At 65.1% G+C, this 26,718-nt stretch carries 29 protein-coding genes; 26 read left to right on the forward strand and 3 right to left on the reverse strand.

What is annotated here, in order from left to right; genetic code table 11:
• The first annotated feature begins 84 nt into the window (after window positions 1–84).
• From BVH73_RS09140 to BVH73_RS09210, 15 genes are all read left to right on the forward strand, one after another.
• On the forward strand, window positions 85–1,506 hold the full coding sequence (locus BVH73_RS09140; RefSeq protein WP_079418005.1) for a form I ribulose bisphosphate carboxylase large subunit: 1,422 nt from the start codon (window positions 85–87) through the stop codon (window positions 1,504–1,506).
• Window positions 1,507–1,577: 71 nt separating this feature from the next.
• Window positions 1,578–1,907 carry a ribulose bisphosphate carboxylase small subunit gene (locus BVH73_RS09145; RefSeq protein ID WP_079418007.1) on the forward strand — a complete coding sequence of 110 codons (330 nt, stop codon included), beginning with the start codon at window positions 1,578–1,580 and terminating at the stop codon, window positions 1,905–1,907.
• A gap of 115 nt (window positions 1,908–2,022) precedes the next feature.
• Window positions 2,023–4,752, forward strand: coding sequence for an alpha-carboxysome scaffolding protein CsoS2 (locus BVH73_RS09150; RefSeq protein ID WP_079418008.1), 2,730 nt, complete (start codon window positions 2,023–2,025; stop codon window positions 4,750–4,752).
• A gap of 16 nt (window positions 4,753–4,768) precedes the next feature.
• Complete coding sequence (locus BVH73_RS09155; RefSeq protein WP_079418010.1) at window positions 4,769–6,331, forward strand: carboxysome shell carbonic anhydrase; 1,563 nt, start codon at window positions 4,769–4,771, stop codon at window positions 6,329–6,331.
• 10 nt (window positions 6,332–6,341) lie between these two features.
• Window positions 6,342–6,596, forward strand: a complete 255-nt coding sequence (gene csoS4 / locus BVH73_RS09160; protein ID WP_079418011.1) for an alpha-carboxysome shell vertex protein CsoS4 — start codon at window positions 6,342–6,344, stop codon at window positions 6,594–6,596.
• On the forward strand, window positions 6,596–6,841 hold the full coding sequence (locus BVH73_RS09165; RefSeq protein WP_079418012.1) for a carboxysome peptide B: 246 nt from the start codon (window positions 6,596–6,598) through the stop codon (window positions 6,839–6,841). Before csoS4 ends, BVH73_RS09165 begins: the two co-directional genes overlap by 1 nt.
• Window positions 6,842–6,943: 102 nt before the next feature.
• Window positions 6,944–7,240, forward strand: a complete 297-nt coding sequence (gene csoS1 / locus BVH73_RS09170; RefSeq protein WP_079418014.1) for an alpha-carboxysome major shell protein CsoS1 — start codon at window positions 6,944–6,946, stop codon at window positions 7,238–7,240.
• Window positions 7,241–7,309: 69 nt separating this feature from the next.
• Window positions 7,310–7,606 carry an alpha-carboxysome major shell protein CsoS1 gene (csoS1, locus tag BVH73_RS09175; protein WP_079418015.1) on the forward strand — a complete coding sequence of 99 codons (297 nt, stop codon included), beginning with the start codon at window positions 7,310–7,312 and terminating at the stop codon, window positions 7,604–7,606.
• Window positions 7,607–7,693: 87 nt separating this feature from the next.
• The gene (gene csoS1 / locus BVH73_RS09180) at window positions 7,694–8,032 is read left to right on the forward strand and encodes an alpha-carboxysome major shell protein CsoS1 (protein ID WP_079418017.1); all 339 of its coding nucleotides are present in this window, start codon (window positions 7,694–7,696) and stop codon (window positions 8,030–8,032) included.
• 14 nt (window positions 8,033–8,046) lie between these two features.
• Window positions 8,047–8,478, forward strand: coding sequence for a ferritin-like domain-containing protein (locus BVH73_RS09185; RefSeq protein WP_079418018.1), 432 nt, complete (start codon window positions 8,047–8,049; stop codon window positions 8,476–8,478).
• Entirely contained in the window at window positions 8,471–8,737 is a 267-nt protein-coding gene (locus BVH73_RS09190) for a 4a-hydroxytetrahydrobiopterin dehydratase (protein WP_079418019.1), read from the forward strand. Before BVH73_RS09185 ends, BVH73_RS09190 begins: the two co-directional genes overlap by 8 nt.
• A gap of 3 nt (window positions 8,738–8,740) precedes the next feature.
• On the forward strand, window positions 8,741–9,379 hold the full coding sequence (gene parA, locus BVH73_RS09195) for a ParA family partition ATPase (RefSeq protein ID WP_079418021.1): 639 nt from the start codon (window positions 8,741–8,743) through the stop codon (window positions 9,377–9,379).
• Window positions 9,376–9,615, forward strand: a complete 240-nt coding sequence (locus BVH73_RS09200) for a hypothetical protein (protein ID WP_079418022.1) — start codon at window positions 9,376–9,378, stop codon at window positions 9,613–9,615. Before parA ends, BVH73_RS09200 begins: the two co-directional genes overlap by 4 nt.
• A 92-nt stretch (window positions 9,616–9,707) precedes the next feature.
• Window positions 9,708–10,625 (forward strand): CbbQ/NirQ/NorQ/GpvN family protein, encoded by a 918-nt coding sequence (locus tag BVH73_RS09205; RefSeq protein WP_079418024.1) that lies wholly within the window; start codon window positions 9,708–9,710, stop codon window positions 10,623–10,625.
• A 63-nt stretch (window positions 10,626–10,688) separates the two neighbouring features.
• On the forward strand, window positions 10,689–10,904 hold the full coding sequence (locus BVH73_RS09210; RefSeq protein WP_079418026.1) for a hypothetical protein: 216 nt from the start codon (window positions 10,689–10,691) through the stop codon (window positions 10,902–10,904).
• A 51-nt stretch (window positions 10,905–10,955) separates the two neighbouring features.
• On the opposite strand, the gene istB is transcribed toward BVH73_RS09210, so the two are convergent.
• Together istB and istA are read right to left on the reverse strand one after the other, a co-directional pair.
• The gene (gene istB, locus BVH73_RS09215) at window positions 10,956–11,747 is read right to left on the reverse strand and encodes an IS21-like element helper ATPase IstB (RefSeq protein ID WP_079415568.1); all 792 of its coding nucleotides are present in this window, start codon (window positions 11,745–11,747) and stop codon (window positions 10,956–10,958) included.
• Between the two features lie 22 nt (window positions 11,748–11,769).
• A complete protein-coding gene (istA, locus tag BVH73_RS09220; protein ID WP_079420231.1) occupies window positions 11,770–13,314 on the reverse strand; it encodes an IS21 family transposase in 1,545 nt (514 codons plus the stop codon).
• Window positions 13,315–13,544: 230 nt separating this feature from the next.
• On the opposite strand from istA, the gene BVH73_RS09225 reads away from it, so the two are divergent.
• Genes BVH73_RS09225 through BVH73_RS09250 form a run of 6 tightly spaced genes read left to right on the forward strand, consistent with a single transcriptional unit; the run spans window position 13,545 to window position 19,321 of the window.
• Window positions 13,545–15,728, forward strand: a complete 2,184-nt coding sequence (locus tag BVH73_RS09225) for a nitric oxide reductase activation protein NorD (protein ID WP_245800307.1) — start codon at window positions 13,545–13,547, stop codon at window positions 15,726–15,728.
• Window positions 15,729–15,741: 13 nt separating this feature from the next.
• Window positions 15,742–16,371 carry a hypothetical protein gene (locus tag BVH73_RS09230; protein WP_079418028.1) on the forward strand — a complete coding sequence of 210 codons (630 nt, stop codon included), beginning with the start codon at window positions 15,742–15,744 and terminating at the stop codon, window positions 16,369–16,371.
• 16 nt (window positions 16,372–16,387) lie between these two features.
• Complete coding sequence (locus BVH73_RS09235) at window positions 16,388–17,212, forward strand: S1 family peptidase (protein WP_079418030.1); 825 nt, start codon at window positions 16,388–16,390, stop codon at window positions 17,210–17,212.
• Window positions 17,213–17,268: 56 nt separating this feature from the next.
• The gene (locus BVH73_RS09240; RefSeq protein WP_079418032.1) at window positions 17,269–17,571 is read left to right on the forward strand and encodes a hypothetical protein; all 303 of its coding nucleotides are present in this window, start codon (window positions 17,269–17,271) and stop codon (window positions 17,569–17,571) included.
• Between the two features lie 60 nt (window positions 17,572–17,631).
• A complete protein-coding gene (locus BVH73_RS09245; protein ID WP_079418034.1) occupies window positions 17,632–18,576 on the forward strand; it encodes a transaldolase in 945 nt (314 codons plus the stop codon).
• Window positions 18,577–18,604: 28 nt separating this feature from the next.
• On the forward strand, window positions 18,605–19,321 hold the full coding sequence (locus BVH73_RS09250) for a 16S rRNA (uracil(1498)-N(3))-methyltransferase (RefSeq protein ID WP_079420488.1): 717 nt from the start codon (window positions 18,605–18,607) through the stop codon (window positions 19,319–19,321).
• 7 nt (window positions 19,322–19,328) lie between these two features.
• On the opposite strand, the gene BVH73_RS09255 is transcribed toward BVH73_RS09250, so the two are convergent.
• Entirely contained in the window at window positions 19,329–20,294 is a 966-nt protein-coding gene (locus tag BVH73_RS09255; RefSeq protein WP_079418036.1) for a LysR family transcriptional regulator, read from the reverse strand.
• Window positions 20,295–20,649: 355 nt separating this feature from the next.
• Here BVH73_RS09255 and BVH73_RS09260 point away from each other — a divergent pair, with 355 nt between their 5' ends.
• From BVH73_RS09260 to gap, 5 genes are all read left to right on the forward strand, one after another.
• Complete coding sequence (locus tag BVH73_RS09260) at window positions 20,650–21,729, forward strand: class 1 fructose-bisphosphatase (protein WP_079418038.1); 1,080 nt, start codon at window positions 20,650–20,652, stop codon at window positions 21,727–21,729.
• Between the two features lie 176 nt (window positions 21,730–21,905).
• Complete coding sequence (locus tag BVH73_RS09265; protein ID WP_079418040.1) at window positions 21,906–22,781, forward strand: phosphoribulokinase; 876 nt, start codon at window positions 21,906–21,908, stop codon at window positions 22,779–22,781.
• A gap of 15 nt (window positions 22,782–22,796) precedes the next feature.
• On the forward strand, window positions 22,797–24,824 hold the full coding sequence (gene tkt, locus BVH73_RS09270) for a transketolase (protein ID WP_079418042.1): 2,028 nt from the start codon (window positions 22,797–22,799) through the stop codon (window positions 24,822–24,824).
• 20 nt (window positions 24,825–24,844) lie between these two features.
• Window positions 24,845–25,552, forward strand: a complete 708-nt coding sequence (gph, locus tag BVH73_RS09275; RefSeq protein WP_245800308.1) for a phosphoglycolate phosphatase — start codon at window positions 24,845–24,847, stop codon at window positions 25,550–25,552.
• Window positions 25,553–25,630: 78 nt separating this feature from the next.
• On the forward strand, window positions 25,631–26,638 hold the full coding sequence (gene gap, locus BVH73_RS09280) for a type I glyceraldehyde-3-phosphate dehydrogenase (protein ID WP_079418046.1): 1,008 nt from the start codon (window positions 25,631–25,633) through the stop codon (window positions 26,636–26,638).
• The last annotated feature ends 80 nt before the right edge of the window (window positions 26,639–26,718 follow it).

Raw genomic sequence — 26,718 nt, forward strand, 5'->3', positions numbered from 1 at the left:
TGGTTGGCCGCATGAGCCTGTTGGCCAGAACATTGAATTTTTATCGCAGTTTTTGTCGCGTTTCATCGCTAAGGAGTGATCGATATGGCAGTTAAGACCTATCAGGCCGGCGTTAAGGAGTACCGGCAAACCTATTGGATGCCGGAGTACACCCCTCTGGACACCGACCTTCTGGCCTGCTTCAAGATCACCCCGCAGGCGGGCGTCGATCGTGAGGAAGCAGCTGCCGCCGTGGCCGCCGAGTCTTCGACCGGAACCTGGACGACCGTCTGGACCGATCTGTTGACCGACATGGACTACTACAAGGGCCGTGCCTATCGCATCGAAGACGTGCCGGGCGACGACACCTGCTTCTACGCCTTCATCGCCTACCCCATCGACCTGTTCGAAGAGGGTTCGGTCGTCAACGTGTTCACCTCGCTGGTGGGCAACGTGTTCGGCTTCAAGGCGATTCGCGCCCTGCGGCTGGAAGACATCCGCTTCCCGATCGCCTACGTCAAGACCTGCAACGGGCCGCCCAACGGCATCCAGGTCGAGCGCGACGTGATGAACAAGTATGGCCGCCCGCTGCTGGGTTGCACCATCAAGCCGAAACTGGGCCTGTCGGGCAAGAACTACGGCCGCGCCGTGTACGAGTGCCTGCGCGGCGGCCTCGACTTCACCAAGGACGACGAAAACATCAACTCCCAGCCGTTCATGCGCTGGAAGCAGCGTTTCGACTTCGTGCAGGAAGCCACGCTCAAGGCCGAGCAGGAAACGGGTGAGCGCAAGGGTCACTATCTGAACGTGACCGCGCCGACCCCGGACGAAATGTTCAAGCGTGCGGAGTACGCCAAGGAAATCGGCGCACCCATCATCATGCACGACTACATCACCGGCGGCTTCTGCGCCAACACCGGCCTGGCCCAATGGTGTCAGGACAACGGCATGCTGCTGCACATCCACCGCGCCATGCACGCGGTGCTCGACCGCAACCCGCACCACGGCATCCACTTCCGCGTGCTGACCAAGATCCTGCGCCTGTCGGGCGGCGATCACCTGCACACCGGCACCGTGGTGGGCAAGCTCGAAGGCGACCGCGCCTCCACGCTGGGCTGGATCGACCTGCTGCGTGAATCGTATGTGCCGGAAGACCGCAGCCGCGGCCTGTTCTTCGATCAGGACTGGGGCTCCATGCCCGGCGCCTTCGCCGTGGCCTCTGGCGGCATTCACGTGTGGCACATGCCCGCGCTGGTCAACATCTTCGGAGACGACTCCGTGCTGCAGTTCGGCGGCGGCACCCTGGGCCACCCCTGGGGCAACGCGGCTGGTGCCGCGGCCAACCGCGTGGCGCTTGAGGCTTGCGTGCAGGCCCGTAACGAAGGCCGTCAGGTCGAAAAGGAAGGCCGCGAGATTCTCACCGCCGCGGCCGCGAACTCGCCCGAACTGAAGATCGCCATGGAAACCTGGAAGGAAATCAAGTTCGAGTTCGACACCGTCGACAAGCTGGACGTCGCCAACAAGTGATCGTTCCCGGTGCGGCTGGCGCGAAGCGCGCCGCCGCTGTCTGACACCGTTTGCTCTAAAAGGAATTCATCATGGCCACCGTGCAAGCCTATAAAGCCACCAAGAAGTTTGAGACCTTTTCCTACCTGCCGCAAATGACGCCCGATCAGGTGCGTCGCCAGATCGCCTACGCCATCGCCCAGGGCTGGAACCCCGCGGTGGAACACACCGAAAAGGGCACCTCGGCCCGCGTGAGCTTCTGGTACATGTGGAAGCTGCCGTTGTTCGGCGAGCAGTCCGTCGACGCGGTGCTGGGCGAACTCGAAGCCTGCCACCGCGAATTCCCTGACCACATGGTGCGTTTCGTCGCTTATGACAACTACGCCCAGAGCCAGGGTCTCGCGTTCGTCGTCTACCGCTGATCGCAGTTCGGGCGTGACGGCCAGGTTGCCGTCGCGCCGGGTGTCCGGGGCTGCGTGCCCTGGGCCCAGACAACGAGTTTTCTGAATTCACGACTTCTCTGCATCGAGGTCCACCATGACATACCCTGCCGATCGCCATGCGCAGGCGACCCTCTCGGGTCGCGAGCTGGCACTCAAGCGGCGCCAGGCCATGGCGCTGCATGGCAAGGCCGGTTCGGCCAAGCCTGCCGCCGCCTCCGTGCGTCAAAGGCCGGAGATGGCGGCCGCGCTGACTGCTGCCTCTTCGCAGTCGCCGCAGTCGCGTCCTGCCTCCGCTACGTCGGCAGCACCCGTGGTGCGTGCGACCTCGGCATCCGCGTCGCTGAGTCCGCCTCAGGCGCAGCTCAGCCCTGCCCGTGCGCGCCGTCAGGCGATGTCGCAGCAGGGCAAGCCCGCGGTCAAGCAGGCTGTCAACGGCGGCCCGAGTCGCCCAAGCGCCCATCTGCGTCCTACGGCTGCAGTGCCCGCCGCGTCCGTCCGCGAGGCGTCTGCCTCCTGCGGTTGCGTCGCGGAGAAGTCCTGCGGCTGCGGTTGCGCCGACACCGCGTCCTCCCCGGCGCTGTCCACCCAGAGTGCGATGACCGCTCCGGCCGCTGACGTGAGCGCGGCGGTTCGCGCCGTGCCCATGGCCGGTGGTCGCGCCCTGGCGCAGGCACGCCGCGCCGCGCTGGCTCAGGATGGCAAAGCCGGCCTGCGCCGCGTGGCCCAGGCCACCAAGATTGCCGCAGCGTTGCCGGGACAGGATTGGCAGACCGCCATGAGCAAAGGCGCTACCGCCCGTCAGGTAGCCATGCAGCGCCGCCATGTGCAGTCCCTCGTCGGGCGCGCCGGTGCGACTGCCGATGCCTCGCGCCACAGCGGACGCATGAAGGCTCGCGATACCCGGGCTGCCGTGCCCGTGAAGGTCGAGGAGGGTCATACCCTTTCGGGCCAGCGCGTGACCGGCACCCAGGTCGAGCGCAGCCAGCGGGTCAGCGGCAACGAGCCCGGCTCCTGTCGCGCCATTACCGGAACCGAATACATCGGCACCGAACAGTTCGATGCGCTGTGCAAGACCCGCCCGGCGCCCAATGCGCCCAAAGTCGGCGTGAGCACCACCCTGCGCGAACAGCGTGTGACGGGCACCGAGGTCGGTCGGTCCACCAAGGTCACAGGCGATGAGCCCGGCGCCTGCCGCGCCATCACCGGCTCCGACTACCTCAGCGCCGAGCGCTATCAGGAGTTCTGCGAAACCCGTCCCCAGGCCAGCGCCGAGAAGGTCGGCCGCGGCACTACCGAGATGGGTCAGCGTTTCACGGGGACGCTGGTCGACCGCCAGGTCAAGGTGACGGGTGGCGAGCAGGGGGCGGACCGCGCCCTCACCGGCACCCGTTACAGCACCGCCAGTGCCGATACGGCCCCGAACAAGGTCGAGGTTTCCACGACGGCCAGCGGCAAGACCGTGACCGGTACCGGCGTGGGTGCGCGCAAGAGCATGACCGGCGATGAGGCCGGTGCCTGCCGTCCCGTGACCGGCACTCAGTACCTGTCCTCCGAGCAGTTCAGCCAGCTCTGCCAGACCAGCGCCCCGACACAGCCACGCAAGATCAGCGTGATGTCGAGCCGCGACGGCCAGAGCGTGACCGGCACCGATGTGGGTCGCAGCACACACGTCACCGGCAACGAGACCGGCTCGTCCCGCGCGGTCTCGGGCAACCAGTATTTCAACGCCAAGGATTTCGGTGGCGCCACCGCGTCGGCCCCGGCCAAGGTCAGCGTCATGCAGACGCTGGGTGGACGTTCCGTGACCGGTTCCGAGGTCGCGCCCAGCCCAAAATTGTCCGGTGACGAGTCGTTCGGGTGCAAACCCGTCACCGGTATCGATTACATCGGCGCCCAGCAGCTCGGCGCCGTATGTGAAGCACCTGAAGCGATTGCCCCGATCACCAAGGTCGCGGTCGATCAGACCTGGAATGGTCAGAGAATCACCGGCAGCAACCCTGGCCGCGCTTCGCGGGTCACCGGCAACGAGGCGGGCGCCTGCGCGCCCATCAGTGGCAACAGCTACATCGGCCAAGGTCAGTTCCAGACGTTCTGCGAGGCGCCTGCGCTGCAGCAGCAACGCAATGTGCAGCGCGACAGCGCCACCGTGTCGCTGCGGGCCATCAGCGGCGACCGTCCGGGTGCCGGTGGCTCGGTGATGACGGGCGATGAACGCGGGGCCTGCGGCTCTGTCACCGGAACGCCCTATCTCGGCCTGGACACCATGCCGGGGCAATGCGCCACCAGCGGCCGCTTCGTGTCGCGTGCGCGTCCTGCCGAAGCGCCGGCTCGCGACGCTGCGCCCTTCATTTTCAGCATCCTCACGCCCGGCCATGCTTCGCTCGGCCGCGAGCGTGGCATGGATGTGACGGGCAATGGTCTGGGTACCGACCGCCTCACCGGCTCGATCAACAAGGCCGAAGGCCTGATCACCGGCACGCCCGAGTTCCGCAAGCAGGACATGCAGCGCTTCCAGTCGCAGCAGCAGGACCAGCAGGAAACCGTGCAGCGTGCGGCACAGCGCCTGACTGGCGAAGGCAGCCAGCAAGGCACCCGGATTTCGGGCGACGTCTGGCTGGAGCAGTCTCGCGTGACCGGAACCGAAGGTGCATCCAGCCTCGCTCGCAACCCATCGATGCGCGGTCAGCCGCGCGGCATGGGATCGAATGCCGCCACGTTCCGTGAAGTGGAGCGTCCCGAGATTCCGTCGTCTCGTGTGACCGGTTCTTCCGGCAACACCGAGCGCGGCGCTGCCGTGACCGTCTCAGGCGGCGCGCGCGGCTGAACCGGAGCGTCCAGGCATGAATACGCACAAACGCATGGCGGCCTTGAGGGCCAGCGGCGCTTACCTGCCTTCGCAGGACGCTCCCGCTGCGCACCTGCATGCCGTGCGGCCGGCGTTTCATGCCCAGGCCGATAGCGACAATCCGGCCTGTGTCATCGGGCCGGGTCAGCGCTGCGAGCATGGTCTGGTCGACCCGGAGCTCAATCGGCGCCTGTCCGACTACGAGCGCAGCGTGCGCGGACGTTTCAGCGGCATCGTCGATACGCTCAAAGACATCTCAGCGCTGCAGCACGAGACAGATTTCGCCCAGCGCGCCCAAGGCCTGGCGCAGACCCGTCTGGGCTATGCGCTGCCGCAGGAACTGCTCGACGACGCCTGGGTGTCCGGCCTGGACATGAAGGCGCTGCACACCCATTGCATCTTCCAGAGTTTCAAAAGCTGCATCGACCACACCGATGCCGATCAGGCGCCATGGCTGACCCGCATGGCGCTCACGCCCGAGTTTCTCGCGGCTTGTGGCTTTCACACGGTGGACATCACACCCTGCGCCGACGGTCGGCTGCAAGGCCTGGTGCCGTTCGTGTTCCGTATGGCGCCCAACCGCAACGTCTACGTCAAGGCCTACGCCGGGGCGATGTTCGACGTCGAAGCCGACATGGCCGACTGGGCGCACCGCGAACTCGAGCGCCTGACCGGTGGCATTCCCGGGGGCGAGTCGCAGAATTATCTGAAGATCGCCGTCTATCACTTCAGCAGTTCTCATTCGCACGATCAGGGCTGCGCCTTCCATGCCAGCAACGACAAGCAGGCCGTGGAATCGGCCAAGCAGCGTCTCGACGAACTGCGCGTGGCCATTGAGCGCACCTATGGCGTGGGCGCCGCGCCCGCCGTGCTGCTGGTCGGCCTCGATACCGATCTCGATGCCCTGCGCATCCACCTGCCGGACGCCGATGGCGACGTGAATCCCTATCGCTACGTCGATACTGCCGAGCTGTACCGCGAGACCGTCGGACTGGCGGCCGAAACCGCGCGTGCCCACATCGCACAACGGGTGGACGAGACGCAGCACATGGACGGCTGGGCTCAGGGCCGGGGCGTCATGGATGCCGGTATGCGCAGCCTGGTGCTGGCGCTGGCCGAGGCCAATCTGTCGCAGATCGAGTTCGTGATTCACCATCACCAGGGTCGTTACTCGGTGCTGGGCCACGACGAAGAATTCATCTGCGCCGGTGAAGCGACGCACTATGTGCAGATGCGCAACAAGTATTACTACGCCCACCTCGACACGGTCGAGGAAGGCGCGGCCGACATGGACGTCGGCATCAAGATTTTCACGGGTTTGAACGTGCGCCATGGGCTGCCGGTTCCGGTGCTGGTGCACTTCTACTACTCGTCGCGCGTGCCCGGTTCGCGCGAACGCGCGCTCAAGCGCGCCAAACGGGTCAAGGCGGCGATCGAGTCAAGGTATCCGGCGCTGGTTGCGCGGGATCTGCTGATCTGCCGTATGGCATTGTCCGATCGTTTCGACACCGAACGCTGCGTGTTCGTCGACGAAGCGGTCGCGGACGCAGGACATTGAGGACAGACAGATGCGCATCATGCGAGTGGAAAAGACGCTGGTATCGACGAATCGGATCGATTCGTTCGGCCACCGTCCGCTGCTCGTCGTCCAGGACAAGCAGGGCGGCACGCGCAGCGTGGCGGTCGACGCCGTGGGCTGCGTGCCCGGAGACTGGGTGATCTGCGTCGGTTCATCGGCGGCGCGCGAAGCTGCGGGCAGCAAGGATTTTCCCTCCGATCTCACGATCGTCGGCATCATCGACCACTGGGGGGCGGAGGGCTGATGGAGATCTGGCGCGTCAAGGACGAACTGGTCTGCTCCCGGCGAGCGCCCGGGCTGCAGGCGGCGTCGTTGCGCGTGTTGCAGGGTTTGAAGGGCAATATCGAGGTGGCCACCGATCCGGTGGGCGCGCCGGTGGGCAAATGGGTGTTCACCAGCCTGGGCAGTGCGGCAAGGCTGGCCATGCCCGATCCGACCGTGACCACGGATCTGACCATCTGCGGAATCATCGAGGGCTGGGAGGAATGAACCCGTCAGCGGGTTTTCCACGCAGTCGTGAGCAAGGGAGCACGTCGGGCGCCGGCTCGGTGCAATTTGGTGAGCAGTCGACTTTTAGACAAGGAGTGACAAATGGCTGAACGTATGGGCATTGCCCTGGGCATGATCGAGACGCGCGGTTTGGTGCCTGCAATCGAAGCGGCCGACGCGATGTGCAAGGCGGCGGAAGTGCGACTGATCGGTCGCCAGTTTGTGGGTGGCGGCTACGTGACCGTGCTGGTGCGCGGCGAGACCGGCGCGGTGAACGCGGCGGTTCGTGCGGGCGCCGACGCCTGCGAGCGTGTGGGTGACGGCCTGGTGGCTGCGCACATCATCGCCCGCGTGCATGGTGAGGTCGAGGGCATTCTGCCCGAAGCGCCGACGGCTTGAGCCGGCGGCGAGCCTCGGTTTGGTATTGGTTTGATCTTGGCGTAATTGCAACCCTTTGAGGAGCGAAAAATGGCGAATGTGAATGGAATTGCCCTGGGCATGATCGAGACGCGCGGTTTGGTGCCTGCAATCGAAGCGGCCGACGCGATGTGCAAGGCGGCGGAAGTGCGACTGATCGGTCGCCAGTTTGTGGGTGGCGGCTACGTGACCGTGCTGGTGCGCGGCGAGACCGGCGCGGTGAACGCGGCGGTTCGTGCGGGCGCCGACGCGTGCGAGCGTGTGGGTGACGGCCTGGTGGCTGCGCACATCATCGCCCGCGTGCATGGTGAAGTCGAAGGCATTCTGCCTTCCGCACCGAGCGCCTGAACGGCGATCGGCATGAACGCACCGGATCTGCCGACACGGCCCGTGGGCCTCTCGGCGGACATGGTGAAACCTGATGGAGATTGAGCAATGGCAAGTGTGACGGGCATTGCCCTGGGCATGATCGAGACGCGCGGTTTGGTGCCTGCAATCGAAGCGGCCGACGCGATGTGCAAGGCGGCGGAAGTGCGACTGATCGGTCGCCAGTTTGTGGGTGGCGGCTACGTGACCGTGCTGGTGCGCGGCGAGACCGGCGCGGTGAACGCGGCGGTTCGTGCGGGCGCCGACGCCTGCGAGCGTGTGGGTGACGGCCTGGTGGCCGCGCACATCATCGCCCGCGTGCATGGTGAAGTCGAAGGCATTCTGCCGACCGAGCCCGATGCCGATGGTGGCGGCCGCGACGCCGAAATCACCTCGACCCGCAGCTGATTGAGAGGTTCTGCATGGCAGTCGACTCCCGCACCCTGGGCTGGATGACGCGCGCGCTCGGTCATGAAATGACCGCGGTGCAGCAGTATCTTGCCCAGAGCGTGCTGGCCCGGCTTTGGGGCGATGCGGCCTTGGCCGCAGAACTGCGCCAGGAGGCCCTGGAGGAACTCGACCATGCGGCCCTGCTGATGGAGCAACTCATTCTGCACGGCGTCGCGCCCTCGGCCGGCAGCCTGCCGCCCGCACGTCTCGGACGTGGCGCGGCCGAGCTGCAGGCGCACGACGCCCAGCTCGAGGCCTCGGCCGTGCATCTCTACGCGGACGCCCTGCGCCATGCGCAGCGGGTTCGTGATGGCGAGTCGGCCGCGCTCTTCGCGCGTCTGCTCGACGAAGAATCGCAGCATCTGCAGCGGGTGCAGCAAACCGAAGGAGCCACGCATGGCTGAAACCCAGACCGGCTGGCGCGAGCAAGGCAAACCGCCGACGCTGTTCAAGCGTTTTGCTTTCGGCAGCTATGGACAGACGCGCGATTTTCTCGACGCCCTGGCCGCGCTGGCCGAGGAAGCCGGTCAGCATCCGCAAAACATCAATTTCGGCACCACTTACGTCAACATCACCCTCGATGCCGAGGATGGCAAGACGATGGGGGCGGCCGAGCACGCCTTCGCCGCGCGCATCGACGCCCTGGCGGCAGGCCAGGGCTGAGCCATGGCTGCCGCCAAGGTGCTGGCCGTCATCAACCAGAAGGGCGGCGCAGGCAAGACCACGCTGGCCATGAATCTCGCCGCGGGCCTGGCCAAACGCGGCTCGACGGTGGTCGTCGATCTGGATCCGCAAGGTTCCGCCCTGCAGTGGGGCGGCGCGGGAGCCCAACCCTATCCGGCGACGGTCAAACAGATTTCGGGGCGCTGGGACGGCGCCGCGCTGCGCCAGACCTACAAGGCCTATCAGCACATCGTGCTCGACTGCCCGCCCTCGCTGGACAGCCATGCGTCCAGCCAGGCGCTGCGTTCGAGCGATGTCGCGCTCATCCCCGTGCTGCCGTCGCCCGTGGATCTGTGGGCCAGTCTGCGCCTGCCGCAGGAAGTCGAAGCGGCGCGTCTCCAGAATCCTGGCCTGCGGGCCTTCCTGGTACTCAACCAGATTGAACAACGCAGCGCGCTGTCGGCTGCGATGCAGGACGCGCTCGCTGAATTCGGCCTGCCCGTGCTGCGCGCGGCCCTGCGACGCCGAGCCATTTACCGCGCCGCGGCGCTGGACGGCCTGTCGGTCTATCAGATGGGCGCCCGCGGTCAGGGCGCAGCGGACGAGATCGAGGCCATACTCAAGGAGGTTTACCCATCATGAGCAGCATCAAGGACAAGTTGACCCAGAGCGTGCGTCAGGCCCGTTCCTCGCAGCCCGTCAAGACCGCCGGTACTGCGGCGCGCAAGACCGCAGAAAAGTCTGCACCGGCCGTCAAGTCTGCACCGGCGCCCAAAGCCGCGACGCGGCCGGCCCCCAAGGCTGCGGCCTCCCGTCTGGCGTCAGAGCCCGCCTCGTCGGCCACCACGCTCTTCCCCCAGCGCGTCTGGCCTGATTGAGTGCCCGGCTGAACGCCCGATTGAACGCTGTTTGCGCTCGTTTGCGCTGTATGGCCGTGGAGCCCCGCAGCGTCTAGTTGAGAAAGATTGCCATGCGTCACGACGAATTTGTTCGCACTTATGCGCCGCGCCAGGATGCACGCCCGGCGCGGGTCGGCTCCGTCATGCCGGCCAGCCATCGGCCTGCGGCCGATCTCAGCGCGACCCCGGCTGGTGGCCTGGAGGCCTATCGTGTGCCCAGCGAGCCCTATTACCGCGCGGTCGGCGACGAGGTCGACCTCTACGAGGCCGCCTACTCCGTGCGCCTGCCGGTGATGCTCAAAGGCCCGACGGGATGCGGCAAGACCCGCTTCGTCGAATACATGGCCTGGAGGCTGGGTAGGCCCCTGATCACCGTGGCCTGCAACGAGGACATGACCGCCTCCGACCTGGTGGGCCGTTACCTGCTCGATGCCAACGGCACCCGCTGGCAGGACGGCCCGCTGGCCATGGCCGCGCGGCTGGGCGCGATCTGCTATCTCGACGAAGTGGTCGAGGCCCGGCAAGACACCACCGTCGCGATCCACCCGCTCACCGACGCCCGGCGCATCCTGCCGCTTGAGAAAAAGGGCGAGATCCTCCAGGCGCATCCCGATTTCCAGCTCGTCATTTCCTACAACCCGGGCTATCAAAGCCTGATGAAGGATCTGAAGCAGTCCACCAAGCAGCGTTTCGCCGCGCTCGATTTCAACTATCCCCAGCACGAGATCGAAGCCGAGATCGTGGCGCACGAATCGGGCGTCGGGCTGGATGTGGCGAAGAATCTGGTGCACATTGCCGAGCGTTCGCGCAACCTCAAGGGCCACGGCCTCGACGAAGGCCTGTCCACCCGGATGCTGATCTACGCGGGCTCGCTCATCGCCCAGGGCGTGGCGCCTCTGGGCGCCTGCCAGATGGCGCTGGTGCGACCCATCACCGACGACCCGGACATGCGCGATGCGCTGGACGCGGCGGTGACCACCTACTTCTGACGTCCGCTGGCACCGCAGCCGCCAGGTCGCCTCGGGCGGCGGGCTGCGCGCAGTGAGCCCAACATGGCCATCCACCTCGAAGAATTCCAGGAACTCGTCGACGAGCTGCCCAGCGGCGCGCAGGACGTGCTGCGCGCCTCCTGGAACGAGGCCGCGCGGGCGTTCTCCTCGCGCGGGCTGGACAACTTCCTCAAGGGCGCGGTGGCACTGCATCAGCTCGGCCGTGGCGAGGAGCTGTCACTTTTCGGCATAAAGGAGCCAGCCATTTTCGGCACATAGAGACCAGCCGGAGGGTCTCAAACGGGCATCATTCGGTTGTGGATTTTGCCTTTATTTGATGTCTTTTGGTTGATTGGATCTCTGGGTTTTGGTTGGCATTGCGTTGGGCATCTGGCGTGGCGTGCGGTAAGACTGGCCATCGAGCACGAGGCAATAGGCGTTGTGGCGCAGGCGGTCGAGCGTGGCGGAGGCCAACAAGGGGTTGCCTGGGAAGGCCTGATCCCACTCGGTGAAGTCCAAATTGCTGGTGACGATGGTGGTCGTTCGTTCGTAGCGCTCGGCGATGAGTTCATGCAGATCCTCGTCGGCCGGTGCGCGCAGGGGCTTGAGTCCGAAGTCATCGATGATGAGCAGGGGAATACGGCTGAGCGCCTGCAGTTTGCGTTCGTAGGCATTGGTCGCACGCGCGGCGTGCAGGGACTGCGTGAGGGCCGAGCAACTGGTGAAGAGCACATCAACGCCTTGGCGGATGGCGCAGTGGCCCAAGGCCTGTGCCAGGTGGCTTTTGCCAGTTCCACTGGGTCCGACGATCAACACAGGTGAGCATTCCCGCAAATAGCGTCCGGTGGCCAGGTCGTGCACCAGTGCGCGGTTGAGTTGGGGGAGCCGCTCGAAATCAAACTGCTCCAGGGTCTTGCTCGACCGAAACTGAGCCCGGCGGATGCGGGTGCTGAAGCGGTTCTGGTCGCGGCGGGCCACTTCATCGCCCATCAGCAGGGCCAGGAATTCCGTATAGGCGAGTTTGGATTCAATGGCTTGGCGGTTCCTGGCCTCCAGAGAATCCAGGATGCCGGACAAGCGCAATTGCTTGAGGTGTGGAACCAGTTCGGGAATGGGGATCATGGGTGAGTTGCTCCTTGGGGGGTTAATGCAGGAGGTCCTGCTGCGGGTTGTGGGCATTGGGGGTGAATAGGCTGGCGGCATCGCGTACGAACCGGGCCTTGGCATAGGCGGGCGCGACACTGATCTCGGGCATCGGCAGACGGTCGGCATTGCTGCTCAGGATGGTCTTGACGGTGCGGTAATACGGGCTGTTGTGGGCCATGGCACGCTGGCAGGCAAGCTCCAGACGTTGGGCGCCGTAGGTCCTGGCCAGGCCAACAACGCCCTGTGCTGCACGCAGCCGCTCCACAATCCGGTCGCCCAGCAGGCAGTCAATGATCTGCTGGCAGTACGGCCCGATTTGCAGCGCTTGCTCATGGAGCCATTGGCGGTCGCGCGCGAAGAACAGTTGCGCCTTGGGTGGCAAGTGGTCTGGCGTCGTGACGCGTTGGCCAGGACGCGTCCCGCGCGGGTGGGTGGCCACCAATCGGTAGTCTTCATAGAGGGCAACACAACCATCGTTGGCACGCAGCCACAACTGCTTGCCCACCAGCCCAAAGGGCGCGGAATACAGGGCGTTGTCAAACTTGACGTGGCAATCGCGGTGCAGCGTCACCCGCTGCCACACGCCCAAGTCCGGGGCCTGGGCGGGCAATGGCTTGAGCAGGGCTCGCTCCAGCGCAAACAAATCCAGGGGTTGTTGGCGGGTGGTGCCGTGAATGCGCTGCCCGGCTTCCTGTAATACCCAGGCCCGTACTTGGGCATTGAGGTCGGCCAGATCACGGAATTCGCGGGTGGGCAGGAAGTTGCGTTTGACGTATTTGACGCCTGACTCCACGATCCCTTTCTTCTGCGGGTCGTGTGGCGGACAGGGGTCAATCTTGAAGTCATACCCTTCAGCGCACTCTGCATAGGAGCGTTGCACGTGGGGATCAAACCGACAGGCCTTGATGATGGCGCACTTGGCGTTGTCGATGATGACGCGCTCGGGCACGCCGGCAAACCACTCAAAGGCGCGGCGGTGGCAGCCCAGCCACGTCGCCACTGTCTGGTCCCAGACGAATTCCACATACTGGTGGCGGCTGTGGCACAGGGTCATGACAAAGGCCCATGTGCGCCGGCGAAGGCCATCCGGGTGCAGCAGAAACGGGCCAGCACCGAAGTCGACCTGAGCAGCCTCGCCGGGTTTGAAGTTCAGCCGCACGGTGACATCCGTGCGCGGCTGCGCCCGGCTGATGTCGCGCATGAGGCGGTAGACGGAGGAGTAGCTGCCCTTGAATTGGTGATCGCGTACCAGCGCGGCATGGATGGCCACGCCCTCAACGCCCGCGTCCATCCAGCGCGCAATGAGCTCACGCCAGGGCTGGGCTTTGGAGATCGTGCTGACGGGGCGCCTGGCCACCGCGCTCAGACTCTGCGCAATCGTTTGGGCGTCAGGCGGCGGCCGATCCGGATCCAGCCAGCCCAGGCTCTGAGCGTGCTGGCGAAAGTTGGCCACCTTGACGCGGCCCATGAGCCCCAGGCGCGCTATCTCGCGGTCGCCATCACCCGCACGCAGTCGAATTAAAACGTTTCGGTATTCATGCATCTCGATCTTTCTGCGCCCCATCCGTTGCCCCTGAGCAAAAAGCTCAGAAGGTAACGGCGCTTGTGACGCGTTCGAGATGCCCGTCAAACCCCTTGGCTGGCTCCTATAGGCCGAAAATCAACTGGCCTGTATGTGCCGAAAACGCACTGGCTCGTATACGCCGAAAACGCGGTGGCTCCTATGTGCCGAAAACCGATTGGCCTATATGTGGTGAAAAGTGACAGGAGCTGGTGGTCACCTATCTGCAGTCGATGCCCGAACTGGCGCGCGCCATCGGCGAGGACGTGTTGCCCGACGTGGTCAACTTTCTGCTCGCCATGGCGTCGAAGACCTCGGGGCAAGTGCTGGCGCTCATCGTCGGCACCGCGCCGATGGCCGGCCAGCGCCTGGGCGACGAGGAACTGTTCCGCCAGTTTCTGAGCGTGCTGTCGCTCATGCTGGCGCAGGCGCCGCGCGGGTTGCGCCCCATGCTGGAAAACCTCGAACGCCTGCTGTCGCAACTCACCCTGGGTGGGCTGCGGCGCTGGGCGCAATGGGGCGCGCAGGCCTACAAGACCGATTTCGAAGGACAGGCGGCCTATTTTTCGCTGCAAAGCCCCGATGCGCAGTCGGTGCTGCAGCAAGAGCGCAAAGGCACGCTGTTCGTCGATGTGCAGCGCCGGCTCAACATCTATCTGCGGGCCATGTGGGGCCGTGACTTTTTTCTGCGCCCGACCGCCGGCGATTACGAAAGCCGCGAAGGCCTCAAGCCCTATATCGAGCGCTACGTCATTCACATCGCCGACGCTTATGACGACTACCGGCCGCTGGGGCCGCAGACGCCCGCCGAACAGATCGTCTCCGCGCTGGACGTGTACCGCGCCGCGGCCAACCATTGCGCCGCGCATCTGGTGTTCACGGTGGCGCCCCTTTCCATGCAGGCCTTGTCGCCGCTGCAGATCGGGTTGATCGAAGTCATCGAAGATGCGCGGGTCGAGGCGCTGGCCATCGGGCAATTTCCGAATATGCGCGAGGCCTGGCTGGCGCTTCAGCCGCCTCCTGACTATGCCGAGCCCACGACCGTGGGCGATCTGTTCAACCGTCTGGCCCGCGCCCTGCTCGAAGTCCACAGCGCCGATCCGCACCCCTGGGTGCAGCAGGCCGTGGCCCATTTTCGCGCCCAGCCCGATCTGCACGACGTGAAGTTCAGCTGGAACGTCGGTGTCGATCTGTCGCACAGCCTGCTTGAGCTCGATCTGCCCGATTTCAACCGCCGCACCGACGGCCTGCGCGCCGTTTACCGCGACGACAACCGCGCCATCTGGGAGCTGGAAGAGTACGACGAGGCGCAGGCCTTGCAGGCCACCTGGGAGACGCAACAGCAGGTGCGGCGCAAGGCCAGCGTCATGGAGATGGTCAACGAGGTCGACAACGAATACGCCGGCGACGATGCGCAAGAGGTCTGGATCCTGCCTACCGAGTTCTACCTCGACCAGGAAGGCGTGACCATCAACTCGCTCGAAGGTCGCCCGCCGATTTCCGAGCCCTTCCACTATCCCGAATGGGACTACCAGATCCAGCTCGACCGCCCGAGCTGGGCCACCGTGCTGGAGCGCCACCCGCCGGTGGGCGACCTGGCCGTCATCGACGCCATCCTGGCCGAGCACAAGCCGGTGGTGTCGCGGCTGAAATTTCTCATCGAGTCGATGATTCCGCAGGGTCTGCAGCGCATCCGGCACCAGGAAGATGGCGACGACATCGACATCGACGCTGCCGTGCGCGCCATGACCGACCTGCGCATGGGCGTTCAGCCCGACCCGCGCATCATGGTGCGGCTCAAGCGGGCGCAGCGCGATCTGGCGGTGATGGTGCTGCTCGACATGTCCGAATCGTCCAACGACAAGGTGCGTGGCCACGACTATTCGGTGCTCGATCTCACCCGCGCCGCCACCGTGCTGCTGGCCGAGGCGCTGCAGCGTATCGGCGACCCGTTCGCCATCCACGGCTTCTGCTCCGATGGGCGGCATGACGTGCACTACTACCGCTTCAAGGATTTCGACCAGCCCTATGGCGATCTCGCCCGCGCCCGGCTGGCCGGCATGAAGGGCAGCTACTCCACCCGCATGGGCGCGGCGCTGCGCCATGCCGGGCACTACCTGGCGCAGCAGCCCAAGCGCAAGAAAATCTGCTTCATCGTCACCGATGGCGAACCCGCCGACAACGATGTGCGCGACCCGCAATATCTGCGGCACGACACCAAGCGCGCGGTCGAACAACTGCTGCAGCAAGGCGTCACGGTCTACGCGCTCTCGCTCGATCCGCACGCCGATCTGTACGTCTCGCGTATCTTCGGCGTCAAGAACTTCACGGTGATCGACAAGGTCGAGCGCCTGCCCGAAAAACTCCCCATGCTCTACATGAGTCTCACCCGCTGAAGGCGCGCACGGCATGAAAATCTCCCTGCGCACTTTCGTCTTCATCGATGCCCTGCAGCCGCAGCTGGCGTCCTATCTCGCCACGTCTTCACAAGGCTTTCTGCCCATTCCGGGCGATGCCTGCCTGTGGGTGGAAGTGGCGCCCGGCATGGCGGTGCACAACCTCTCCGACATTGCGCTGAAGAAAACCAATGTGCGCATGGGCGAGCAGGTGGTGGAGCGTTCGTTCGGCTCGATGGAGATCCATTACCGCAACCAGAGCGAGGTGCAGGCGGCGGGCGAGGTCATCCTGCAGCAGCTGGGCACGCAGGAAGACTCGCGCCTGCGCTGCAAGGTGGCGTGGAACGAAATCATCCGGGCCATCACGCCCGACCACGCCACCCTGATCAACCGCCAGTTCCGCAAGGGCTCCATGATCCTGCCGGGCAAGAGCATGTTCATTCTGGAAGTCGAGCCCGCGGGCTACATCGTGTATGCCGCCAACGAAGCCGAGAAGGCGGCCCATGTGACTCTTGTGGACGTGAAGCCCTTCGGCACCTTCGGCCGCCTGACCATGATGGGCACCGAAGCCGAGGCCGAGGCGGCGCAGCGCGCGGCGATTGCCGCCATCGAGCGGTTGAACCAGTCCGCGACGCATCACTGAACGAACGCGCCATCTCATGGACATCGATTCCACCGCCAAGCGGCTGCTGTTTTCCACCGTCCGGGTCGACACCGTGCTCGACGACGGCAGCGAGGGCTCGGGCACCGCCTTCGTCGTGCGCCATGCGCATGCCCGCGGCGTGACCGACTTCGTCGTCACCAACCGCCATCTGGTCGAAGGCGTGCGACGGGGCGGGCTGGTGTTCACGCAGAAGCGCCAGGGGCGGCCCGCGTTCGGTCAACGCTTCCAGCTCAACATCGACGAGTTTCCCGCCGCCTGGCATCTCCACCCCGACGCCGAGGTCGACCTGGCCCTGGTGCCGCTCGCGCCCTTGCAGCAGGCCGCGCAGCAGCAGGGCGTGGAGCTGTATGTCGAACCGATCGACAGCCGTCTCATTCCCGACGCGTCCACCTGGCAGCAGTTCGACGCGCTCGAAGACGTTTTGTTCGTCGGCTATCCCAGCGGGGTGTGGGATCAGGTCAACCTCATGCCCATCCTGCGGCGCGGCACCACGGCCACGCCGGCCGCGCTGGACTTCGAGGGGCACCGCCAGTTTCTCATCGACGCCGCGGTCTATCCCGGCTCCAGCGGCAGCCCGGTGTTCATCGAACGCCGTGGCGGGCAGGTTTCCAGGCGCGAGGCCACGCGCGATCTGTTGTTTGCCGGCGTGGTGGCGGCGGTGTTCTTCCGCGAGGAGGCGCACCACATCGTGCCCGCCCCGGTGCCGGCCAACAACCGGGGCATGGCGCTGGGTTCGGAGATGATCGACCTGGGGCTGATCATCAAATCCGATAAAGTGTCCGAGTTGATCCACTCTTATTTGCAACGCTGGGCGGCCTGAGCGGCCTGCCGCAGCGTCGGGCGGCCCGTGCCGCCTTCGAACCCACCTGGCCCATCATGCAAGAAAAACCGACTTATCCCGGCTATCACGCCGACACGCACGGCATCACCCAGCTCGGCCGGGTGGTGCTCGACGCCTGGGTTTTCGGCCTGCTGCCCGAAGCCGAAGACTGCAAAGGCTGGGACCTGCAGCGCATGCAGGGCCTGATGCAGAAGGTGGAGGCCGAGTGGGACCAATACGGCAATCTGCCCAGCCGTCTACCGCCGGAACTCGCCGAACGCCATCGCGCCATGTACAAGCACGCCATGCAGCGTGCGCAAGACAAGGGCTGGAACGCCGAACTCGACGACGACGACTGAACCGGCAAGCGGCTGCGCCCGTAAGATGCGCATTCCGCCACCGTCGTTTCCACGTCCCTCATGTCTGCACTCGATTCGCTGGCCGCGTCTACCGTCGTCGTGGTCGATACGGCCGATCTGGACCTCCTGTCGCGCTGGAGCGCGCGGGATGCCACGACCAATCCCAGTCTGATCCGCAAGGCGGCGGCCGATCCGCGCTACGCCGGTCTCGTCGCATCGGCCGTGCGCGGCTCGGCCGACGTGAACGATCGACTCGATGCCCTGCTCGTGGCGTTCGGGTTGGAGATTCTGCAGCGCCTGCCTGGGCGGGTGTCCACCGAAGTCGATGCACGGCTGTCGCACGACACCGAGGCCACCTTGCAGCGAGCCCGCGCCTTGATGGCGCGCTACGCCGCGGCAGGCGTGCCACGCGATCGCGTGCTCATCAAGATTGCGGCCACCTGGGAGGGCATCGTCGCGGCACGCGCCCTTGAAGCCGAAGGCATTCACTGCAATCTGACGCTTTTGTTCAGCTTCACCCAGGCGCAGGCCTGCGCCGCTGCGGGCGTGAAGTTGATTTCGCCGTTCGTGGGGCGCATCACCGACTGGCATCGCCTCCAGGCCGGTGCGGCATGGGACGCCGAGAAGCATCGGGGTGCCAACGATCCCGGCGTGCAGGCCGTGGTGCGCATCTGGCGGTCTTACAAACAGCATGACGTACCCACCGAGGTGATGGGCGCGAGCTTCCGGGATATCGACCAGATCGCAGCGCTCAGCGGCTGCGATCTGCTCACCATTCCGCCCGCCCTGCTCGACGCTCTGGCGGTCAGTGACCAGGCCATGCCCCGCCAGCTCGATGCCGCCCGCCCGGGGCCTGTGATCGACGCATCGTCGCCCTCGTTGGACCCGGCGCATTTCGTTCAGGGCATGCGCGAAGACCGCATGGCGTCCGAAAAGCTCCAGGAGGGCGTGCGCCTGTTCAGCGCGGATACCGAGGCGGTGCTGGCTCAATTGGCCGCGGCCTGAAGCGGGCCTTTTCCCCGATCGCTTGTTCGTGGCGTTTCGCTTCTACATTCCGCCCACAGAGGCCGCACTGGCGCCCGGCACGGTGCTCATGCCTGCCGCGACGGCGCGACATGTCAAGGTTCTGCGGCTGACGGCTGGGGAGGCGGTCACTGTGTTCGACGGCACGGGCGGCGAGTGGGTCGGCGAGTTGATCGACAGCCGGACTCTGCAGCTTCATCGACATCAGGCTGTGGAGCGCGAAGCCCAGGCGCACGTCATGCTCGCGGTCGGCATGCCCGCCAATGAACGCATGGACGCTCTGGTGGAAAAGGCGGTGGAACTCGGCGTGGCCCGCCTTCAGCCGCTTCTGACCCGGCGCAGCGTGCTGCGCTTGCAGGGCGAGCGCGCCGAGCGTCGGGTGGCGCACTGGCAGGGCGTGGCCATTGCGGCCTGCGAACAGTGCGGGCGCAATCGGGTGCCCGAGGTGGCGCCCGTGGCGTCGCTGCCCGACTGGCTTGGACGATTGGACGACGGCAGCGCCGTCTCGCATCGCTGCCTGTTGAGTCCGGTCGCGACAGCGCCCCTGCAGCCCTTGACTCGCGGCGAAGGCGCATGGATGGTCTCCGGCCCGGAGGGCGGTCTGGACGACGACGAAACCGCGCTGTTGCAGCGCGCCGGGTTTCGCCCGGTGAGTCTGGGGCCGCGGGTGCTGCGCGCGGATACGGCGCCTCTGGCCGCTCTGATGCGCGCCCTCGGAGGCCTCTGACCTCGGGTCAATGCGCCAGTGCGGCGCGGGCCAGTTCATGGCCTGGCGGCCAGATGGCGCTGCCAAAGGTCTCGGCGAGAAACGACTCGCCATGCTCCAGAATGAAGTAGCGAAACGTCTCCGCGCCGGGGGAGAGTAGCTTGGCCAAGCTGTTCACCGCGTACCAGCGTCGCAGCAAGGGCATGCCCTCGATCGAAGGAATGGTTAGCAGGTTGTTGCGCAGCTCCAGATCAATGGTGTGAAGGGACAGAAAACTGATGCCCATATTGGCCATCACCGCCTGCTTGATGGTCTCGTTGCTCTGCATCTCGGTGAACATCGGCAGCTCCATCTGATGCTGGTTCAGGTATTCCTCGAAGGTCGCTCGCGTGCCTGAGCCGGGCTCGCGGATGATGAAGTTGAACTGCGTCAGCAAAGAGGCCGAGTGCGGCCCGCCGGATGAGAGCGGGTGGTTGGGGGGCGCAATGATGCCCATGGGGTGCGCAGCGAAGGGTTCGGCACGGGTGGCCACGTCGCGCGGCGGCCGACCCATGATGGCCAGATCGAGTTCGCTGTTCTGCAGCTGATTGACCAGGTGTTCGCGGTTGCCCACCGAAAGCCGCACTTCGACGTGCGGGTACTCGGCATGAAACCGGGCAAGCAGGCGCGGCACGAAATACTGGGCCGTGCTCACCATGCCGATGGTCAGCCGTCCTGCCTTGATGCCGCGCAGGCGCGCCATGGCGTCCTCGGCATCCTTGAGCGTCGCAAGAACCTTGCGGGCGTAGACCACCAGATATTCACCCGTCAGGGTAAGGCTGACGGACTTGCCCTGACGCTCGAACAGGGGGAGCCCCACCTGCGATTCCAGTTCTCTAATCTGCATGGAAACGGCGGGCGGCGTGAGGTGCATTTCCTGGGCCGCTTTACCAAAATGCAAGTGCCGTGCAGCGGCGCTGAAGACCCGGAGCTGACGGATGGTGGTGTTTTTCATCAAAATTCCTGATCTGAACATCAACAAATCGTGAATTTACCTTAATTCGAGCTGCCGCTTATATTCGCAACAAGCGATGGAACTACGTGATGGGGAAACGCCCCCCGTCCTGTTTCAGCCGCACCGTTTGTGAACGGGCTCCGAAGTTCATCTTCAGGAGCTTTTGCCGCAGCCAATGAAGTCTGTTCATGCGAGTCTCCGTTTTGGGGCTGCGGGCTTTTTGAAGTGACTTGCACTCGCCGGCGGTCAGCAGGTTGCTTCAAAAAGTCTTCTAGCCTCGCGCCAGCGGATGTTCCTGCGCTCCCCGCGCAGGGGCCCCTGCTGTCCGAGGCCCTTCACCATTGGGAGCCACACCATGCAGTCCGGTCGCACCACCGTCTCAAAATTTCTCATCGAGCAGTTGCACGGCACCGATGATCAGGCCGATCTGGCCGCGCTGCTGGTGGACGTGACCGCTGCGGTCAAGGCCATCTCGGCCATGACGTCCAAGGGGGCGCTCGGCGGCTTCCTGGGCGCGCTCGACACGCAGAACGTCCAGGGCGAAGTGCAGAAGAAGCTCGACGTGCTCTCCAACGACGCCATGATTCAGGCGTGCGAGTGGGGTGGGCTGGTGGCCGGCATGGCCTCCGAGGAAATGGACGACCCCTACGCTCTGCCCAAGGAATTCGAGCGCGGGCCGTATCTGCTCATCTTCGATCCGCTCGACGGTTCTTCGAATACCGACGTCAACGTCTCCGTCGGCACCATTTTCTCGGTGTTGCGCCACACCAAGATCGGCGACCCGACGGTGGCCGATTATCTGCGTCCCGGCGTCGAGCAGGTCGCGGCTGGCTACGCCATCTATGGTCCGTCCACCATGCTGGTGCTGACCGTGGGCAAGGGCACGCACGGCTTCACGCTGGATCGCGAGATCGGCAACTTCGTGCTCACGCATCCCGATCTGAAAATCCCGGCCGACACCAGCGAGTTCGCGATCAACACCAGCAACGAGCGTTTTTGGGAGTCGCCGGTGCAGCGTTATGTGGCCGAGGCCAAGGCTGGCAAGACCGGCCCGCGCGAACGCGACTTCAACACCCGCTGGATCGCCTCGATGGTGGCCGACGTGCATCGCATTTTGATGCGCGGGGGCATCTTCATGTACCCCAAGGACACCAAGGATCCCAGCAAGCCTGGCCGCCTGCGCCTGATGTACGAGGCCAATCCGATCGGCATGATCATCGAACAGGCAGGCGGCGCGGCCTCCACTGGGCGCGGGCGTATTCTTGAGGTGCCGCCGACTTCGCTGCATCAGCGCGTCCCGGTGATGCTGGGCTCCAGGAACGAGATCGAACGTCTGGAGCGCTACCACGCCGAATACGACCGGGGTGAAGACAAGGCCTTTGAATCCCCGCTGTTCAAAGAGCGTTCGCTGTTTCGTGACGAAGCCGGCCGCTGATCGTCGCTGATTGGCTGCTGATCGTCGCAGCAGTCGGCTCTACCGCGTCGGCGCATGTCGCGCCCAGCGGTTCGACGGCGGCGGTTGTGCTTCTCGCCAGATCGACCCTGGCGGCGGCCCGCGCAAGATGGGCGCCGCTTGAATGGATTTCCTTGTATTGAAAAGAGGCTCGCACCATGTCTGTCAAACATCCCATCATTGCCATCACCGGGTCGTCGGGCGCCGGCACCACCACGGTGATGCGCAGCTTCCAGCACATTTTCCGCCGTGAGAATCTCACGGCGCAGATCGTCGAGGGCGATTCCTTCCACCGCTTCAACCGCATGGAAATGCGCGAGGAGATGAAGAAGCAGGAAGCCGCGGGCAACCGCCACTTCAGCCACTTCGGCCCGGACGCCAACCTGCTGGGCGAGCTGGAGAACGTGTTCAAGACCTATGGCGAGACCGGCGGCGGCAAGGTGCGCAAGTACATCCACGACGCGGGCGAGGCCGCCGAATTCGGCGTCGATCCGGGCAATTTCACCGACTGGAAAGACATCAAGCCGGGTTCCGATCTGATGTTCTACGAAGGTCTGCACGGCGGCTATGCCGCTGGCGACATCGATGTGGCCAAGCAGGTTGACCTGCTCGTCGGCGTGGTGCCCATCATCAATCTCGAGTGGATCCAGAAGCTGCACCGCGACCAGATCCAGCGCGGTTACTCGCAAGAGGCCGTGATGGACACCATCCTGCGCCGCATGCCCGATTATGTCTACCACATCACGCCGCAGTTCTCGCGCACCCACGTCAACTTCCAGCGCGTGCCCACGGTCGACACCTCCAATCCCTTCATCGCCAAGGACATTCCCACGCTCGACGAGAGCATGGTGGTCATCCGCTTCGCGAACCCCAAGGGCATCGACTTTCCCTACCTGCTGTCCATGCTCCACGATTCGTGGATGAGCCGTCCCAACACCCTGGTCGTGCCCGGCGGCAAGATGGGCATTGCCATGCAGCTCATCTTCACCCCCATGATCCTGCGCTTGATGGACCTCAAGCGCCGCGCTGGCTAAACCTGGGATACGCACATGACCACCTTGCAACTCGACACCCAACAGCGCCGCCGTCTGGCGAACGCCATCCGCTTCCTCGCCATCGACGGCGTGCAGGCCGCCAACTCCGGCCACCCCGGCGCGCCCATGGGCATGGCCGACATCGCCGAAGTGCTGTGGCGCAACCACCTGCATCACAACCCGGCCAACCCGAACTGGGCCAACCGTGATCGCTTCGTGCTGTCCAACGGCCACGGCTCGATGCTGATCTACGCCCTGCTGCACCTCACCGGCTACGACCTGCCGATCGAAGAGATCAAGCGTTTCCGCCAGATGCACAGCAAGACACCCGGCCACCCCGAAGTGGGCTATACGCCGGGTGTGGAAACCACCACCGGCCCGCTGGGCCAGGGCATCGCCAACGGCGTGGGCATGGCGCTGGCCGAAAAGGTGCTGGCCGCGCAGTTCAACCAGCCCGGGCATGGCATCGTCGATCACCACACCTATGTGTTCCTCGGCGACGGCTGCCTGATGGAAGGCATCAGCCACGAGGCCTGCTCGCTGGCCGGCACCCTCAAGCTGAACAAGCTCATCGCCTATTACGACGACAACGGCATTTCCATCGACGGTCATGTCGAGCACTGGTTCTCCGACAATACCGCCCAGCGCTTCCAGGCCTATGGCTGGAACGTCATCGGCCCGATCGACGGCCATGACGCCGTGGCCGTCGAGAAGGCCACCGCCGAGGCCAAGACCAGCGACAAGCCCACCCTCATCATCTGCCGCACCACCATCGGCTGGGGCTCGCCCAACAAGGCCGGCACGCACGATGTGCACGGCGCCGCGCTCGGCCAGGCCGAGGCCGACGCCACCCGCAAGGCGCTGGGCTGGGACTACGGCCCGTTCGACATCCCCGCTGACATCTACCAGGCCTGGGACGCCAAATTCCACGGCGCCAAGCTCGAAGCCGACTGGAACGAGCGCTTCGCCGCCTATGAAAAGGCCCATCCCGCTCTCGCGGCCGAATTCAAGCGCCGCATGGCGGGTGATCTGCCGGCCGACTGGGGTCAGACCGTTCAGACGCTTTACGCCAAGGCCCGCGAAGTGAGCGCGGCCACCGCGACACGCAAGTCCTCGCAGATCGCCCTGGAAACCCTGGTGCCCGCGCTGCCCGGCCTGTTCGGCGGTTCGGCCGACCTGACCGGCTCCAACCTGACGGCGGTCAAGGCCTCGCATTCGTTCGAGAAGGCCGCGCCGGGTACGGCGTTCAACTACCTGTCGTACGGCGTGCGCGAATTCGGCATGGTGGCCATGATGAATGGCATGGCGCTGCATGGCGGCTTCCTGCCCTACGGCGGCACCTTCCTGATGTTCTCCGACTACTCGCGCAACGGCGTGCGCATGAGCGCGCTGATGAAGCAGCGGGTCATCCACGTTTTCTCGCACGACTCCATCGGCCTGGGCGAAGACGGCCCGACCCACCAGCCGATCGAACAGCCTTCCAGCCTGCGTCTCATTCCCAATCTGGACGTATGGCGCCCGGCCGACGTGCTCGAAACCGCCGTCGCCTGGAAGCACGCCATCGAGCGCAAGCACGGCCCCAGCGCCCTGTTGCTGTCGCGCCAGAATCTGGTCTCCACCCAGCATCCGGCGGATGCCGAGCGCACCCTTTCGCGCGGTGGCTACGTGCTGTCGGAAGCCCAGGGCGGCAAGCCGCAGATCGTGCTGATCGCCACCGGCTCGGAAGTCGAGATTGCGCTGAAGGCGCAAGGCATGCTGGCTGAACAGGGCGTCGCTGCGCGTGTGGTTTCCATGCCCTGCACCAACGTCTTCGACCGCCAGGACGCGGCTTACCGCAGCGAGGTGCTGCCCGCGGGCTTGCCGCGCGTGGCCATCGAAGCGGGTCACCCCGACTTCTGGCACAAGTATGTGGGCCTGAACGGCGGCATCGTCGGCATCGCCACCTTCGGCGAATCCGCCCCCGCGCCGCAGCTCTACCAGCACTTCAAGGTGACGGCGGAGCACGCGGTGGCCGTGGCGAAGTCGGTGCTGCAAGCGGCCTGATGCCTCGACAGACGCCCGAGATGAGTCAAGGCATGTTCGATCTGGTGATGTTCGACCTCGACGGCACGCTGGTGGAAACCGCGCCGGAAATCGCCGATGCGGTCAACGACCTGCTGCGCGACCAGGATCAGCCCGAGGTCTCCGAGCATCTCATCCGTGCGTGGATCGGACACGGTACGCGCGAGCTTTTGCTGCATGCCTATGCGCACGCCACCGGCCTCGAAGAGGACACGGTGCGGCGCACCGGCACGCTCGACATTCTCATGCCGCGCTTCGCCGAGTTCTATGCCGCCCGCACCGGGCAGCGCAGCCGGCTCTACCCGGGCGTGCTCGACACGCTCAAGGTGCTGCGGGCGTCGCAGGTGCGCATTGCGCTGGTGACCAATAAGGAGCAGCGTTTCGCCACCACGGTCCTGATGACGCATGGCATCCGGCACTATTTCGGCATGGTGGTGGCCGGCGACACGCTCGAAGCCAAGAAGCCCGACCCGCTGCCGGTGCGCTACTGCCTGGACGCCTTCAAGGTGCGCGCGGCTCGCTCGCTGTTCGTCGGCGATTCGGAGATTGACGTCGCCACGGCGCGAGCCGCAGGCGTGCCCGTTTGGGCGGTGCCGTATGGTTACAACCACGGCAAGCCCATCGCGCTGGCGGAGCCCGACCGCGTCATTCCGACCGTGGCGGCGGTGGCCGAGGCGGTGCAGGCGGCGGCCCTGCATCCTGCAGCCTGAGCCCGCTCGCCCGCACGCGATCCGACTTTCTTTGCCGACTTCCCCTTTCCCTTTCATCTTTCATTCAGGAGATCTCACATGACCATTCGCATCGCCATCAATGGATTCGGCCGCATCGGCCGCATGGTGTTCCGTGCCGTGGCGCAGGAAGCCGAATTCAAAGACCTCGAAATCGTCGCCATCAACGACCTGCTCGAGCCCGACTACCTGGCCTACATGCTGCAGTACGACTCCGTGCATGGCCGCTTCAACGGCACGGTGGGCGTGGAGGGCAACAACCTCGTGGTCAACGGCAAGAAGATCCGCCTGACCGCCGAGCGCGATCCCGCCAACCTGAAGTGGAACGAAGTGAATGCCGACGTCGTGGTCGAAGCCACCGGCTTTTTCCTCACCCTCGACACCTGCCAGAAGCACATCGACGCCGGTGCCAAGAAAGTGGTGCAGTCCGCCCCCTCGAAGGACGACACGCCGATGTTCGTCTACGGCGTGAACCACGCCAAGTACGCCGGCGAGACCATCGTCTCTGCCGCCTCCTGCACCACCAACTGCCTGGCCCCCGTGGCCAAGGTGCTCAATGACAGCTTCGGCATCAAGCGCGGTCTGATGAGCACCGTGCACGCCGCCACCGCCACGCAGAAGACCGTGGACGGCCCGTCCAGCAAGGACTGGCGCGGTGGCCGGGGCATCATGGACAACATCATCCCCTCCAGCACCGGTGCGGCCAAGGCTGTGGGCAAGGTCATTCCCGAGCTGAACAAGAAGCTCACCGGCATGGCCTTCCGCGTGCCCACGCCCGACGTATCGGTCGTCGACCTGACTGTCGAGCTGAACAAGGAGGCCAGCTACGCCGACATCTGCGCTGCGATGAAGGCAGCTTCCGAAGGCCCGCTCAAGGGTGTGCTCGGTTACACCGAAGACAAGGTCGTCTCCACCGACTATCGTGGCTGCTCCATGCCCTCGATTTTCGACGCCGAGGCCGGCATCGCCCTCGATTCCACCTTCGTCAAGGTCGTGTCCTGGTATGACAACGAATACGGCTACACCTGCAACATGATGCGCTTCGTCAAGCACGTCGCCAGCCACTGATGTCGCATTGACGTCGCAACGACGTCGCGCCCCGGCCGCGCAGTTGCTGGCGGGCCGGGTGCGGAACCGAGGAGAGATTG

The sequence above is a fragment of the Thiomonas intermedia genome (assembly GCF_002028405.1).
GTDB classification, from domain to species: Bacteria; Pseudomonadota; Gammaproteobacteria; order Burkholderiales; family Burkholderiaceae_C; genus Thiomonas; species Thiomonas intermedia.

Excerpts from the sequence above, each read along its gene's own strand:
- csoS1 (WP_079418014.1), top strand. The coding sequence starts at position 6,944 with ATGGCTGAACGTATGGGCATTGCCCTGGGCATGATCGAGACGCGCGGT.
- csoS4 (WP_079418011.1), top strand. The coding sequence starts at position 6,342 with ATGCGCATCATGCGAGTGGAAAAGACGCTGGTATCGACGAATCGGATC.
- BVH73_RS09150 (WP_079418008.1), top strand. The coding sequence starts at position 2,023 with ATGACATACCCTGCCGATCGCCATGCGCAGGCGACCCTCTCGGGTCGC.
- BVH73_RS09140 (WP_079418005.1), top strand. The coding sequence starts at position 85 with ATGGCAGTTAAGACCTATCAGGCCGGCGTTAAGGAGTACCGGCAAACC.
- BVH73_RS09165 (WP_079418012.1), top strand. The coding sequence starts at position 6,596 with ATGGAGATCTGGCGCGTCAAGGACGAACTGGTCTGCTCCCGGCGAGCG.
- BVH73_RS09205 (WP_079418024.1), top strand. The coding sequence starts at position 9,708 with ATGCGTCACGACGAATTTGTTCGCACTTATGCGCCGCGCCAGGATGCA.
- BVH73_RS09245 (WP_079418034.1), top strand. The coding sequence starts at position 17,632 with ATGTCTGCACTCGATTCGCTGGCCGCGTCTACCGTCGTCGTGGTCGAT.
- BVH73_RS09210 (WP_079418026.1), top strand. The coding sequence starts at position 10,689 with ATGGCCATCCACCTCGAAGAATTCCAGGAACTCGTCGACGAGCTGCCC.
- BVH73_RS09200 (WP_079418022.1), top strand. The coding sequence starts at position 9,376 with ATGAGCAGCATCAAGGACAAGTTGACCCAGAGCGTGCGTCAGGCCCGT.
- BVH73_RS09265 (WP_079418040.1), top strand. The coding sequence starts at position 21,906 with ATGTCTGTCAAACATCCCATCATTGCCATCACCGGGTCGTCGGGCGCC.
- BVH73_RS09185 (WP_079418018.1), top strand. The coding sequence starts at position 8,047 with ATGGCAGTCGACTCCCGCACCCTGGGCTGGATGACGCGCGCGCTCGGT.
- gph (WP_245800308.1), top strand. The coding sequence starts at position 24,845 with ATGAGTCAAGGCATGTTCGATCTGGTGATGTTCGACCTCGACGGCACG.
- parA (WP_079418021.1), top strand. The coding sequence starts at position 8,741 with ATGGCTGCCGCCAAGGTGCTGGCCGTCATCAACCAGAAGGGCGGCGCA.
- BVH73_RS09255 (WP_079418036.1), bottom strand. The coding sequence starts at position 20,294 with ATGAAAAACACCACCATCCGTCAGCTCCGGGTCTTCAGCGCCGCTGCA.
- istB (WP_079415568.1), bottom strand. The coding sequence starts at position 11,747 with ATGATCCCCATTCCCGAACTGGTTCCACACCTCAAGCAATTGCGCTTG.
- BVH73_RS09155 (WP_079418010.1), top strand. The coding sequence starts at position 4,769 with ATGAATACGCACAAACGCATGGCGGCCTTGAGGGCCAGCGGCGCTTAC.
- csoS1 (WP_079418015.1), top strand. The coding sequence starts at position 7,310 with ATGGCGAATGTGAATGGAATTGCCCTGGGCATGATCGAGACGCGCGGT.
- BVH73_RS09260 (WP_079418038.1), top strand. The coding sequence starts at position 20,650 with ATGCAGTCCGGTCGCACCACCGTCTCAAAATTTCTCATCGAGCAGTTG.
- BVH73_RS09240 (WP_079418032.1), top strand. The coding sequence starts at position 17,269 with ATGCAAGAAAAACCGACTTATCCCGGCTATCACGCCGACACGCACGGC.
- BVH73_RS09145 (WP_079418007.1), top strand. The coding sequence starts at position 1,578 with ATGGCCACCGTGCAAGCCTATAAAGCCACCAAGAAGTTTGAGACCTTT.
- istA (WP_079420231.1), bottom strand. The coding sequence starts at position 13,314 with ATGCATGAATACCGAAACGTTTTAATTCGACTGCGTGCGGGTGATGGC.
- tkt (WP_079418042.1), top strand. The coding sequence starts at position 22,797 with ATGACCACCTTGCAACTCGACACCCAACAGCGCCGCCGTCTGGCGAAC.
- BVH73_RS09235 (WP_079418030.1), top strand. The coding sequence starts at position 16,388 with ATGGACATCGATTCCACCGCCAAGCGGCTGCTGTTTTCCACCGTCCGG.
- gap (WP_079418046.1), top strand. The coding sequence starts at position 25,631 with ATGACCATTCGCATCGCCATCAATGGATTCGGCCGCATCGGCCGCATG.
- csoS1 (WP_079418017.1), top strand. The coding sequence starts at position 7,694 with ATGGCAAGTGTGACGGGCATTGCCCTGGGCATGATCGAGACGCGCGGT.
- BVH73_RS09230 (WP_079418028.1), top strand. The coding sequence starts at position 15,742 with ATGAAAATCTCCCTGCGCACTTTCGTCTTCATCGATGCCCTGCAGCCG.
- BVH73_RS09190 (WP_079418019.1), top strand. The coding sequence starts at position 8,471 with ATGGCTGAAACCCAGACCGGCTGGCGCGAGCAAGGCAAACCGCCGACG.